The 12,481-nt window shown below is 42.1% G+C and carries 11 protein-coding genes; 10 read left to right on the plus strand and 1 reads right to left on the minus strand.

Translation table 11 applies throughout. The annotated features are described in order from the left end of the window. Positions 1–147 precede the first annotated feature (147 nt). Positions 148–1,011, minus strand: a complete 864-nt coding sequence (locus B4C08_RS08380; RefSeq protein ID WP_296664392.1) for a LysR family transcriptional regulator — start codon at positions 1,009–1,011, stop codon at positions 148–150. Between the two features lie 258 nt (positions 1,012–1,269). Here B4C08_RS08380 and B4C08_RS08385 point away from each other — a divergent pair, with 258 nt between their 5' ends. From B4C08_RS08385 to B4C08_RS08430, 10 genes are all read left to right on the plus strand, one after another. Then, positions 1,270–2,340 (plus strand): DNA cytosine methyltransferase, encoded by a 1,071-nt coding sequence (locus B4C08_RS08385; protein WP_296664394.1) that lies wholly within the window; start codon positions 1,270–1,272, stop codon positions 2,338–2,340. Beyond that, complete coding sequence (locus B4C08_RS08390; RefSeq protein ID WP_296664396.1) at positions 2,333–3,742, plus strand: protein NO VEIN domain-containing protein; 1,410 nt, start codon at positions 2,333–2,335, stop codon at positions 3,740–3,742. The genes B4C08_RS08385 and B4C08_RS08390 overlap by 8 nt, the downstream gene beginning before the upstream one ends. After that, positions 3,730–4,764 carry a DNA cytosine methyltransferase gene (locus tag B4C08_RS08395; RefSeq protein WP_296664398.1) on the plus strand — a complete coding sequence of 345 codons (1,035 nt, stop codon included), beginning with the start codon at positions 3,730–3,732 and terminating at the stop codon, positions 4,762–4,764. The genes B4C08_RS08390 and B4C08_RS08395 overlap by 13 nt, the downstream gene beginning before the upstream one ends. A 29-nt stretch (positions 4,765–4,793) precedes the next feature. Next, positions 4,794–5,798, plus strand: a complete 1,005-nt coding sequence (locus B4C08_RS08400) for a hypothetical protein (protein ID WP_296664400.1) — start codon at positions 4,794–4,796, stop codon at positions 5,796–5,798. Positions 5,799–5,802: 4 nt separating this feature from the next. Continuing rightward, complete coding sequence (locus B4C08_RS08405) at positions 5,803–6,426, plus strand: GTP pyrophosphokinase (protein WP_296664402.1); 624 nt, start codon at positions 5,803–5,805, stop codon at positions 6,424–6,426. A 456-nt stretch (positions 6,427–6,882) separates the two neighbouring features. Beyond that, a complete protein-coding gene (locus tag B4C08_RS08410) occupies positions 6,883–7,575 on the plus strand; it encodes a DUF6261 family protein (RefSeq protein ID WP_296664404.1) in 693 nt (230 codons plus the stop codon). 462 nt (positions 7,576–8,037) lie between these two features. Next, positions 8,038–8,409, plus strand: coding sequence for a hypothetical protein (locus B4C08_RS08415; protein WP_296664407.1), 372 nt, complete (start codon positions 8,038–8,040; stop codon positions 8,407–8,409). Between the two features lie 33 nt (positions 8,410–8,442). Continuing rightward, the gene (locus B4C08_RS08420; RefSeq protein ID WP_296664409.1) at positions 8,443–9,096 is read left to right on the plus strand and encodes a hypothetical protein; all 654 of its coding nucleotides are present in this window, start codon (positions 8,443–8,445) and stop codon (positions 9,094–9,096) included. A gap of 25 nt (positions 9,097–9,121) precedes the next feature. Next, positions 9,122–10,237 carry an alpha/beta hydrolase gene (locus tag B4C08_RS08425; RefSeq protein ID WP_296664411.1) on the plus strand — a complete coding sequence of 372 codons (1,116 nt, stop codon included), beginning with the start codon at positions 9,122–9,124 and terminating at the stop codon, positions 10,235–10,237. A gap of 89 nt (positions 10,238–10,326) precedes the next feature. After that, positions 10,327–12,481: carboxylesterase family protein (locus B4C08_RS08430; protein WP_296664413.1), on the plus strand; the 2,155-nt coding region annotated here is incomplete at its 3' end.

Below are 12,481 nucleotides of genomic sequence, written 5' to 3' on the forward strand. Positions count from 1 at the left end.
TTTCCGCGCCGAATATTTTTGTGTGCGTTGCAGAATATTTGGGAATGACCGCCGGAATGATTGCGCTTTCGCACTTTGCGATGAACTTTTTGCAGTCACGGCACATATACGCATAGATGCTGAAATAAATCGGGTACGGCGGTCTCTTTATTCCCCGTAAATCGCGCGGATCTGCGAGAATATTGTGGCAAGCTGATTCGCGTTCTTTTTCAGGCAGACGCACCAGAATGTTACGTTCACTTCGCTGTCTGAAATCGGAACTGCTTTTTTGTCTTTCATTTCGCAGACGTTCTGAATCGTGAAGTTTGTGACAAACGACGGCAGTTCTGTGAGCTTTGCAAGCTGCCTTAATGCGGACATTTCCTGCTGGTCAAAAAATTCCACATTTGGAATGAGCTTTTTTGTGGTTTCATACCAGAATCCGAGCTTGCTATAAATCAGGATTTTTTCTCCGGCAAGGTCTTTCAGGCTGATTTTGTCTTTTTCTGCAAGCCTATGGTTTTTCGGAAGGACGATGAATAGATTTTCCGTGAACAGTTTTACCGCCGCGTATTTTTCCGTGTTCTTTGGCGGGGCGAGCGTTACGACCAGTTTTGATTTTCCGCTGTCGAGCGACTTGTAAAGCTCCTTTTCGTTGTCTTTCAGTTCAGATTTTACCGTCATTCCAATAAACTGCTGCGAAAGAATCGGCGTGAGCTCTGAAATCGGCATTGGCGCAATCGACGCAAAACTGAAAATTCTGTGCGTCTGCTCGTACTCAATGACTTTCTTTTCAAAAGCCGTCTCCGCATCAATCACTTTCTGCGCATACTCGGCGGCAATCTTTCCGTTCTCGTTCAGGATGATTCTGTTTTTTCCGCGCTCAAAAAGCTGGATTCCCAAATCTTCTTCAAGTTTTTTCATGGAGCGGCTCAACGCCGGCTGCGACACATTCATCTTTTCCGCCACCGCCGTAAGAGTTCCGTACTTTGGAAAGGCGGCAAGCTCATTCAAAACGTAGAGTTCTATCATAGTTTGAAAATATCACAGTTTTTTGATTTTTGCCATAACCAAAACTTATGCTTGGAAAGGCTGTTTTTTTATTCGGGCGTTCCCCTCGCTCCGTTTCGACAAGCTCAACAACCGCTCGGGGGCGGGCTTTTCGGGGTTGCGCTATCGCTTCATTGCTCCACTACGCTTTGCTCCGTTTCGCAACGGCTACGCCGCCCCTACAATCCCTAACGCAAAATACTATGGAAGTTTTGCCAAAAATTGTGTATAGTGTTTTTTGTGAACAATTTAGATTCAGAAAAAATAAAATTTATTGACCTTTTCTGCGGCTGCGGTGGTTTTACAAAAGGATTTTCGGAAGCAGGTTTTTCTTCCGCATTCGGAATAGATGTCTGGAAAGACGCAGTGGTCACATATAAAAAAAACTTTCCAAATTCAGTTGCTTTTTGCGGAGATATAAAAGAACTTTCAAGCGAGAAAATATTTGAACTTACAAAACTGGAAAAGAATGATATTCCGCTGATAATAGGCGGCCCGCCTTGTCAGGGATTTTCAGTCGCCGGAAAAAGAATTGTGGATGACGAACGAAACAAACTTTATAAATCATTTGTGCGCCTTGTGGATGAAATCAAGCCAAAAGTCTTTGTTATGGAAAACGTTCCGAACATTCTTTCAATTGGTGATGGAATTGTAAAAGAATCAGTCCTAAATGATTTTACAGAAATTGGTTATAACGTTGCCTATAAAATTCTTACAGCTTCTGATTACGGAGTTCCGCAGGCAAGACGGCGAGCATTTTTCGTCGGCTTGAAAAAAGATGTTTTTGGAGAAGAAATGTTTGAATTTCCAGAAAGTCAGAATACTTGTGTAACTTCTTTAGAGGCTCTATCTGATTTGCCAGAAGATTCACTTTCAGACGGAACAAATTATTTTACAGAAGCAAAGTCAGATTACCAAAAACTAATGCGGCAAAATTCTCAAAAAATCTATAATCATGAAATTACCCAGCACAGTGAACAGACGAAAAAAATAATTGCTCTTGTTCCAGATGGTGGAAACTACAAAGATTTACCTTTGGATTTGCAGCAGACAAGAAAAGTCCACATTGCATGGACTCGTTTAAATAGCAACAAGCCAAGTTTTACAATAGACACTGGTCATCGTCATCATTTTCATTATAAATGGAACAGAATTCCGACTGTCAGAGAAAGTGCAAGGCTGCAGTCCTTTTCCGATGATTTTATTTTTATAGGCACAAAAACTAGTCAATATAAACAAGTAGGAAATGCAGTTCCGCCACTTTTAGCTAAAGCAATTGCGGAAAAAATAAGGGAGTTGTTAAATGTATAAAATTCCAAATGAATATTTTTATAGGCTTCATCATGTAAGACCTCGTTTTAAAGGTGATATTGAAAATGTCCTTTTCTATGTGGCTCATATTTGTTCTGAATTGAAAGAACTTCCTATAAAAGAATATGCTGAAAAAATGAATCAAGCAATTTATTTGTTTCCAGGAAATTCAAATAGTGTTGAAAAAACAATAAACAATTGGCGGACAGAAATTGCAGCATTATTTGGATTTTATATTGAAGACAAGAAATCAAGAAACACAAAAACAGGTGAAACAGCATACTTTCTTGATAAAACACAGGATTTAGTTCAATTCTTTAAGTTTTATCTTTTTAAATTTCAATATCCAGGCGGACATTTAAAGTCAAATGAAATAAAAAATATGATTGATGCAGGAATACGATTTAAGCCTGCTCAATACATATTAAAAATGATGAACAGCTATGAAATTGAAAATGAAAGACCTCTAAACATAACTAAAGAAGAAGCTACACATTGTATTTTCAATGATTTACGCGTTACAAGAGATAATAGAAATGTTTTAGAGACTGCTGGCATTATTCTTGAAAATCGAAAACATAAAATAGAATATGAACATGGCGGAGATGTAAATCGCTATGCAGGCGATATTCTTGATTACATGGTTCAAGCGAATTTGCTGCATGAATCACATGGATATTATTCAATCAATCATACAGAAATGGAAGCCATAATGTGTTTTATAAATGATGATGAATTGTTTCATGGGTATGATGATTTTTATGGAAAAACTTTTTCAGTTTCTGATATTTCTACATTAGAGGCTGATTGGTTCGAATATGTAAATTCAAATTTAGCAGAAGATTTATTTAAAACAGATTTATCAAGTTATTTTATTGATGAAAATGAAGATTCTGAAAAATCTGATTTTGAGGTTGCAGTTGATTCAAAAATTGAGGAAATACTTAATGATGTTGGCTCAACTAAAGATATTGGAGATTTGGGAGAAGCTCTTGTAATTGGGCATGAAAAGGTAAGATTAAAGAATCTTGGGCGAGAAGATTTAATTCATCTTATAAAGAAAATCCCTACACAATTAGCTGTTGGATATGACATTCAAAGCGTGGAAGAAAATCAGCTTAAACGATTTATAGAAGTAAAAACATCTATAAGTTATAAGCCATTAAAATTTTTTAGTTTTCATTTGACTCGCAATGAATGGGATTCTGCAACAACCTTAAAAGATAGATATTTTGTTTACCGTCTTATGATAAATAAAACAAACAAGATGATTTATATATTGCAAGACCCGGTGAAATTATATAAAAACGATAAGATTGCAATGCGTATAACTGACGGGGCTGATATTTCTTTTTCGGAAGATGTAAGCGAAAAAACGGAGTTGCTGATATGGGAAAATTAAAAGTTGCTTCTCTTTTTTGTGGCTGTGGCGGAACTGATGTTGGACTTTTAGGCGGATTTGACTTTCTTGGAAAACATTATGGACAGAATAATATGGAAATTGTCTATGCAAATGACATTGATGACAATGCTTGTAAGATTTTTGAAGAAAACTTCAATTTGAAGCCTGACAATAGGGATATTCGGGAAGTCAAATCTTCAGAATTGCCTGACATTGATGTTTTGACAGGCGGATTCCCTTGTCAGTCGTTTTCAATTATTGCCCAGAATCCAAAGCGATTAGGCGTAAAAGATGACAGAGGAAAACTGTTTTTTGAAATGTGCAGGATTTTACGGGAAAAACAGCCTAAATGTTTTATTGCGGAAAATGTAAAAGGAATTCTTACAGCAAACAAAAAAGAAGCTTTTCCGTTAATTATAAAGGAATTTGAAAATAGCGGTTATACGGTGAAATATCAGATTCTTAATTCAGCAAATTACGGTGTTCCTCAAAAAAGAGAGCGTGTAATAATCGTTGGATTTAGAAATGATTTACACATTGATTTTCATTTTCCAGAATCAATTATTATTAACACTTCGGAATTTGAGCCTTTAAAAAAGGTTATAGAAAACAGTGTTGATGAAAAATATTACTTTTCTCAAAGAGCGGTTGACGGAATGATGAAACGCCGTGAAAAAATGAACAAAGGCCGTGCTCAAGATATTGAAAAGCCTTGTAATACAGTTGGGGCGCACCTTGCAAAAGTTTCATTAAACAGCACAGACCCGGTTTTGCTTGAAAACGGCAGATACAGACGTTTCACTCCTCGAGAAGTCGCAAGAATCCAGTCTTTCCCTGAAAACTTCAAACTTGTCGGCTCTGAGCATGCCCAATACCGCGCATTGGGAAATGCAATTGCTCCAGTAATGTTCTGGTATGTTGCAAATGAAGTAAATAGAATTCTTGAAGAATTAGAATTGAAAGACAAAGAAATGCAGCCATTGTTTGAAAGCAAGAAAAATAAAGAAATAAAAACTGCATAAATCCTATAATAAAATAGAGGTAATGAAATATGGAAGTTAATAAAATTTTTTGTTTTCTAGTGCTTGCTCAAAAGAAAGTAAAAGAATTGAAAGAAAATATTGGAAAAGAAGTTTCTTGCAATGAACCTATTTATAAAATGGTAAGTGATATTTTAAAAAATTTGGAATCAAACTGTAACATACCAATAAAATTTCTTCCCGTATCAGGAACACAGAACAATGAAGTATTGTTGAATTTAAGAAAACTTAATGATGATTTTTCCTTGGATAATGCTAAATACTTATCAACAAGATTGTCATCTTGTACTGATTTGACAATGAAGAATGGCTTGTTTTTTATTATAAAGCTATGCAGTGAAAATGATGAAAGAATTGTACTATTCCGAATTCCTGCCGAAACTGGCATTATGATAAAAAATTCAAAAGAAAATAATTTTCAACTTGATATATCTGATGATGTTTTTATAAAAAATTCTCATAAGTTTAAAATTGCATACTTTGATAAAGCGGATAACTTCCTTACAGGATTTGCAATTGACAAACAGATTAATCAAGATAAAAAGATTAAATATATTTCTGATTATTGGATAAAAGATTTTCTCAACTGTGAATTATCAATGACTCCAAAACGTGGAACAAAAATGCTCGCTGAGGCAATTAGGAAGACTATTGAAGTAACAGACAGTGAAACAGTGCAAAAAGAACTTACTGGTGTTATTTCAATGATTCCAAATGTGAATCAGAAACTTACATCTTTTGAAGGTTTTTTCTCTTTAATGAATCTATCTGAAGAAACTAAAAATGAAGTCCTTAGTAAATTGTCCGCAATAAATTCATCTGTTCAATTTCAGATTGATTCCGAAGAATTCAACAGTAATTGCACATATCAATTTTTGATAATGGATAATGGAGCAATCGCAATAGCCCCATCAAAAGATTTTGATACAGTTTGGACTCTTACAAAGAATGATGATAAAACAATGATAAAGTCTTGTGGAAAAGTTGTAAAAAGAAAGTATAAACAAAAGGTCTGACTTTATGAAAAAAAAAGAAATACTAGATTTGTACACAAAACGATACAATTTTTTGCAAGAAGCTGCTAAGGACTTGAAATCTGATTTAACAAATACATTTGATAACATTCCGAGAACCGAAATTCATATTGACAGGATAGATACTAGAGCAAAAGGAATTGATAGATTCGTCGATAAAGCTTTAAAAGAAAAAGATGGAAAGTTAAAGTATCAAAATCCAATAAATGAAATACAAGACCAAATTGGAGCAAGAATATTAGTTTTGTATTTGAAAGATGTTGAGAATGTTGGAAACAGAATTCATGACTATTACACAAATTTTGAAGATATTAATAAAGAGCCTGATAACGACCATGAATTCAAATATTTTGGAAGACACATGATTCTTACAATGCCGCAAGAAATTAGAGATAAATATGGAAAAGAAAATATTCCTGTTGTATTTGAATTGCAAATAAAAACTCTTTTTCAATATGCGTGGTCAGAATGCGAGCATGATTTGAATTACAAACATATCGAAGGGGGAGAATTAGGAAAAGAAGAACAAAGACTTTTGGCTTTATCTTCTGCTCAGTCGTGGGGAAGTGATAAAATTTTCGATGAATTGCTGAGTAAGATTCAAAAATAATTTTTTTCTATTTTTATACACTCCACATCGTACTCACTACGAACATCGCTTTTTCAAAATTCTTCATTCGTACTGAGTACGAACCGTGTTTTTTGTGATTTTCTTGAATCGTATTCAGTACGAATGTCATTTTCTGAATTTTTCAGGAATCGTACTGAGTACGAACGTCATTTTTTCAAATTTCATAAATCGTACCTAGTACGAATGTTGTTTTTGCAGAATCCTAAAATCGTACTGAGTACGAAAGCCGCCTTTCAGTTTTTTAATCGTACTCACATTTTATTTGTCGTTTTCCAAGAATTTGTTTATCTTTAAACAATCGGTCAGGGAAATAAACAGAATTGCGCCGTTCAAAGACAGCTTGCAATTTTGCGGGAATCGGGTGTCGCCCGGAAACACGGAAAGAGCTTTGTTTATTTTTTTGCCAGTTTTTATCAGTTCAGCATGGAGGAAAAAATGAACAAAGTAAAATCAACAATCCGTATCACCGAGGTGGACGGGCTTTCGGACTCGGTCATCCGCATTTTCGGCGCGGACTCAAAGGCTCAGGAAGACGCTTTCCTAAAGTCGCAGATAGCAGAGCTTACGGTTTTAAGCGACGCGATTACGGAGGCTATCCTAAAGGACAAGGCGGTTTCAAACCTTGACGAGGCAGACTCAAAGCGAGACGAGGCCGTGAGAAATCTTGGCGCGCTTCTTTCGGGCTATGCGGTTTTTCCGCTTGAGGAGAAGAAAGCTGCGGCTATCAGCCTGAAGGCTATTTACGACAAGTACGCGAAGTCGGGCATTTTGAGCGCGAGCTATGTTTCTGAAAGCTCGATGATTGAAAGCCTTCTAAAAGACCTTTCGTCTGCGGAAGCTGCGGCGGATATTGAGAAGCTGGACGGCGTTGCTGAGATTATTGCGGCAATCCGGGCGGCTCAGGACAACTTCACGGCGGCGAACGACGCTTTTGTAAAGGCGGAGGGCAGCAAGGGCGCGAGCGCGTCAAGCTACAAGAAGCCGATTCTTGCGGTCATAAACGACAAGATTGTTCCGTACCTTAACACGATGGCGATTGTGGGAAACACGGCGGTCGCGGACTTTGCGAAGGGCGTTGAGACTGAAATCAGCCGAGTGAACGAGAGCGTTGCAAAGAGGGGAAAGTAAGTTCAATTCGTAATGCGTAATGAATAATTCGTAATTTTCATTGTGCGTTGTGTTTTTTCAGGCAGCTTCTGCTTTTGGCAGGGGCTGTTTTTTTTTCGTTCTTCGTTTTGCTCTTTCCTTTGCCATAATCAAAACTTATGCTCAGCAAAAAAACATTATATTTTAAATATTTTCCAGCGTGATTTATATTCTTTTTTAGAGAGCGTTAGGGATAGTAGCACCTGCGAAGCAGTCCACTGGAGCGAACAAAGTGAGTGAAGCGGATGAGCCGCGGTTAGACGGCGAAGTGCGGATAGCCCGACCCGACATTTTCCGCCGGAGTTGATTCTTTCTGCGGGAATTGATTCCGACATGGATGGCGGATTAGGGGCAGAAAAATTGCAAGAAGCGAAGCTTCTTGTTCGACAGGATGTCGGGTAACGCCCTGAAAATTTGAAATCAAAACAAACAAAGGAGGAAACTATGAAAAAGATTCTTTTTTCGGCGGCTGCGGTGGCTCTGATGGCGGGCTTTGCGTTTGCTTCTCCTAAGTCAAAACCGCTCAGCATCAAAAAGCAGGGAATTTTCAGTTCGGGCGGAACGGTTACAGAGCCGGTTCCGGGAAAATACAACGAGACGACAAACTGGCTTTCCAAGACACGCGAGGGAAACACGGCGCACGTTGACCATGCGAACGTTCTTTATCAGATTCCGGCTAAGGAAAAGGCAAGCCCGGTTGTGTTCCTGCACGGCTACGGACAGAGCAGAATGGGCTGGATGACGACTCCCGACGGGCGCGAGGGCTGGAGCGACATTGCTTTGCGGAACGGACGCGCGGTTTTTCTTGTTGGCTAGCCGCGTCGAGGCGAATCCGGAAGCACATCCGTTATGACAAGCGGATTCATCGACACTTTTGCGGACAGGACAAACGAATATCTTCCGGGCGATCAGTCCTGGTACACTCACTTTAGAATCGGGCGTGTTGCTCCGGGACGCTACGATGGAAGCCAGTTCCAGGAAGGAGAAGAGGCGCAGAACCAGTTTTTCCGCCAGATGACGCCGAACACAGGAGCTTATGATGAAAAGCTTTTCGGCGCGGCGTTGAGCGAGGTTCTTTCCGACAGCGCGAAAATCACCGGCAAAAAGGCGGTCTACGTTACACATTCGCAGGGCGGAAGAGTAGGCTGGCAGACGGACGCTCAGAACATGGCGGCGCTGATTGCAGTTGAGCCGGGCGGAACTCCGGCGGCAGGCTCTGCGGAATACAAGAAATTCCTTGAGGCGAAGATTCCGATGGTCGTGATTTTCGGCGACTACATCGACAATGGGCCTAGCGACATTCATTCAACCGCGTTCTGGAAAAACGTGCGCGACCAGGCTCTTGACTTTGCCGAGCATTACCGTGCTGACGGCGGCGACGCGGAAGTCTGGGACTTGCCGAAAATGGGAATCACCGGCAACAGCCACTTTATGTTCCAGGAAAAAAACAACAGGCAGATTGCTGGCCTGATTGAAAACTGGCTCAAAGCCCGGAAACTGTAAAGGTTGTAGAAAATTGGAGGTACACATGAAAAAATCACTTTTGAATGTCGCGGTCTTTACTGCGGCAGTTATCGGCACAGCGGGTTTTTCTGCCTGCGCCACAACAAAATCAGCGGAAACGAAGGAGGTCTCTATGAAAAGTTTTAATGGAAATCCGTGGGAATTGGTTTACGACGGAGCGGTTACGGAAAATGTAAAGGGTAAGGTGAATATCCGCCCGGTTACTTACGATTTGAACGGAATTGCGATTTCGGCGAATCTTTATCTTCCGGCGGACTATGACGAATCTGACTCAAAGAAATATCCTGCACTTACGGTGGCCCATCCGAACGGCGGCTGCAAGGAGCAGGTTGCGGGATTGTATGCTCAAAAGCTTGCCGAGGCCGGCTACATCACGATTGCGGCGGACGCGAGCTATCAGGGGGCAAGCGGCGGTGAGCCTCGTCTTCGCGACTGGCCTGCGAACAGAATCAACGATGTAAGCGGAATGGTTGACTATCTTGTTCAGCTTCCGAAAGTTGACAGCGCAAGAATCGGCTCGCTTGGAATCTGCGGTGGCGGCGGCTACACTCTTGCTGCAAGCCAGACCGACAAGAGAATCCGCGCGGTGGCGACTCTTTCAATGTTCAACTCAGGCCGCGTAAGAAGAAACGGTTTTGGCGACAAGCAGATTGCCACAATTCAGGAGCGTCTTTTGAGGGCAAGCAACGCGCGCAACGAGGAGCTTAAGGGCAATGTTCTTTATGAAGGATTTTTGCCTCCGCACAAGGACGATGCCGAGCTTCGCAAGATTATGGAAAGCCAGCCGGAGGGACTTTACAAGGACGGAATCGACTACTACGGACTTTCTTACCGCCATCCGCGCGCGACCGGAAGCTACACGACCGAATCTTTCATCAAGCTCATGGCGTTCGACGTTGAGGACAGAATGGACTTGATAAACCAGCCGCTTTTGATGATTGCAGGCTCTGCCGCCGACACGCTCTATATGTCAGAGGACGCTTTCAAAAAGGCGACCGGAACAGCTGACAAGGAGCTTTACTTGATTGACGGCGCGTCCCACATCAAGACTTACTGGAAAAGTGAATACGTTGCCGAAGCGACAAGCAAGCTTTCAGAATTCTTTGGAAAAAGACTGTAGCGGAAGAGAGTAGAAAGTAGAAAACTCGGGCTGCCCTGTGGAATTAGATAAAGGCATGGGACGTCTGGATAATTTTATTGGAGGTATCAATGAAAAAAAATATTTTTTCAGCAACGGTTTTTGCCGGAATTCTTGCGATTTCGCTTGCCGCTTGCTCAAGCACAAAGAATGTTGCGAAAACTGACGTTTCTTCCGGCGGAAAAATCACATCAAAAAACGGCTTGACTTTTCCGCTTGGAGACGATGCCAGCGCGCGTTTTTTCGGAACTGTTTATTTCAAGAATCTGATTCAGAAAGATTCGCTCTACAATTTTCCGGTTACAAACAGCATAACTTTTGCGCCCGGCTCTCACAGCGGCTGGCACGTTCACGGCGGAATGGAGGTTCTTGTTACCGGCGGTCGCGGCTACTATCAGGCGGAAGGCGAGAAGGCGCAGATTATACAGAAGGGCGACGTTCTCCATATTCCGGCTGGCGTTAAGCACTGGCACGGTGCGGTTCCCGACAGCTGGTTTCAGCAGATTGTGATTTACGATGCGGACTGGAAGCCTGAAAGCGGAAAAGATGTTCACGAGGATGTGAGCGAGGAATGGTACGCGAATGTTGACGCGGAAGAATATAATGGAAGAAAACTGACTTCCGCCGGCAGATTCATGTTCGGAAACGGAACTCTTCTAAAATCTCCGAATTTTTCAGGACCGGCTTATCTTTCCGATGTGCTTGGAACACCGAACGAGGCAGGCGCGCCTGGAATCCATAACGTTGTGTTTGACGCAGGAACTTACAACGGCTGGCACACCCACGAGGGCGGACAGATTCTGATTGCGACGGACGGAATCGGCTTTCATCAGATTGAGGGCGAGAGCGTTCAGGTAATGCATCCGGGCGATGTTGCGTTCTGCCCTCCGAACGTAAGGCATTGGCACGGCGCGGCCGCCAATTCAAGTTTTGCCCACCTTGCTGTGAACACGAATCCTGAAAAAACTGGCGTGCAGTGGTTTGGGCGGATTTCAGAGAAGGAATATAAAAAACTTTCAGCTTCCCTTTCTTCCGGCGCAGTCGTAAAAACTGAAAGCGGCTTGGTTCGCGGAAGCGTTTCTGGCGGAATCTATTCCTTCAAGGGAATTCCTTATGCGCAGGTTGAAAAAAGGTTCACTGTCGGAAAGCCGGTTCAAAAGTGGGGCGGCATTTTAGACGCTACAAAATACGGTCCGATTGCCATTCAGACAGGCTTCCGCCCGGGAACTGCCGGAACTGACAACATGAGCGAAAATCCGCTGAATCTCAACATTTGGACTCCTTCGGCTGACAGCAAAAAGCGCGCGGTAATCGTATGGCTTCACGGTGGCGGATTTATGGCAGGCTCTGCAATCGAGCAGCCTTTTTATGACGGCGAGAATCTTTCAAAAAGAGGCGACGTGGTTGTAGTCAGCGTGAACCACAGGCTCAACGTGCTTGGCCACTTGAATCTTGCTTCTTATTCGGACGAGTACAAGTCCCCGGGCAACGTCGGAATCTACGACCTGGTTCAGGCTTTGCAGTGGATAAAAGCAAACATTGCAAATTTTGGCGGCGACAAGAACAACATGACAATTTTTGGAGAAAGCGGCGGCGGAGCAAAAGTCCTTGCGCTTATGGAAAGCCCTTACGCAAACGGACTTTTCAGGCGCGGAATTGTTGAAAGCGGCGCGACCGAGACAATGGGCGTTCTTTGGACTCCAAAGGCGGCGGCAGAGCGCGTTACCGAGCTTACGCTTGAAAATCTCGGGCTTAAAAAAGACGAATTTGAAAAGCTCCAGAGCGTTCCTTATTCCGACCTTGTTCAGGCTTCTGACAAGGCGCTTGACCAGATAGGAAAAGAATTCAAGATTCCTGCGGCTCTTGGAGAAGGCTATTCTCTTTCCTGGGAGCCTTATGTTGACGGCGACTTTATCCCGGACGACATCGCAGGCAAAAACGGATTCCCGAAAAACGGCGAAAAATACTCTCTTCTGATTGGCTCGAACCTTAACGAATGGGAGACAATGCAGAAGATGGGCGACGCCTCATGGAACAGCGGAAGCAAAATCACGCTGGGCGCGGACGAGACAAAATCTCTTCTTTCCCAAAAATACGGCGAAAAGGCGGCTGAGGTTCTTGCGGCTTTCAAGGCGGCATATCCTGAAAAGCAGGACTTTGAGGCGGCCTATGTTGACTCGCGCGTAATCAGAATCCCTATGCTGAAGATTATGAGGGCAAAGGCGC

It is taken from the genome of Treponema sp. UBA753, assembly GCF_002297325.1.
In the GTDB taxonomy this organism is placed as follows: domain Bacteria; phylum Spirochaetota; class Spirochaetia; order Treponematales; family Treponemataceae; genus Treponema_D.

What these genes read in the sequence shown, in the direction of transcription:
- B4C08_RS08410 (WP_296664404.1), top strand. Translation starts at nt 6,883, where the DNA reads ATGAACAAAGTAAAATCAACAATCCGTATCACCGAGGTGGACGGGCTT.
- B4C08_RS08400 (WP_296664400.1), top strand. Translation starts at nt 4,794, where the DNA reads ATGGAAGTTAATAAAATTTTTTGTTTTCTAGTGCTTGCTCAAAAGAAA.
- B4C08_RS08380 (WP_296664392.1), bottom strand. Translation starts at nt 1,011, where the DNA reads ATGATAGAACTCTACGTTTTGAATGAGCTTGCCGCCTTTCCAAAGTAC.
- B4C08_RS08395 (WP_296664398.1), top strand. Translation starts at nt 3,730, where the DNA reads ATGGGAAAATTAAAAGTTGCTTCTCTTTTTTGTGGCTGTGGCGGAACT.
- B4C08_RS08405 (WP_296664402.1), top strand. Translation starts at nt 5,803, where the DNA reads ATGAAAAAAAAAGAAATACTAGATTTGTACACAAAACGATACAATTTT.
- B4C08_RS08425 (WP_296664411.1), top strand. Translation starts at nt 9,122, where the DNA reads ATGAAAAAATCACTTTTGAATGTCGCGGTCTTTACTGCGGCAGTTATC.
- B4C08_RS08420 (WP_296664409.1), top strand. Translation starts at nt 8,443, where the DNA reads ATGACAAGCGGATTCATCGACACTTTTGCGGACAGGACAAACGAATAT.
- B4C08_RS08390 (WP_296664396.1), top strand. Translation starts at nt 2,333, where the DNA reads ATGTATAAAATTCCAAATGAATATTTTTATAGGCTTCATCATGTAAGA.
- B4C08_RS08415 (WP_296664407.1), top strand. Translation starts at nt 8,038, where the DNA reads ATGAAAAAGATTCTTTTTTCGGCGGCTGCGGTGGCTCTGATGGCGGGC.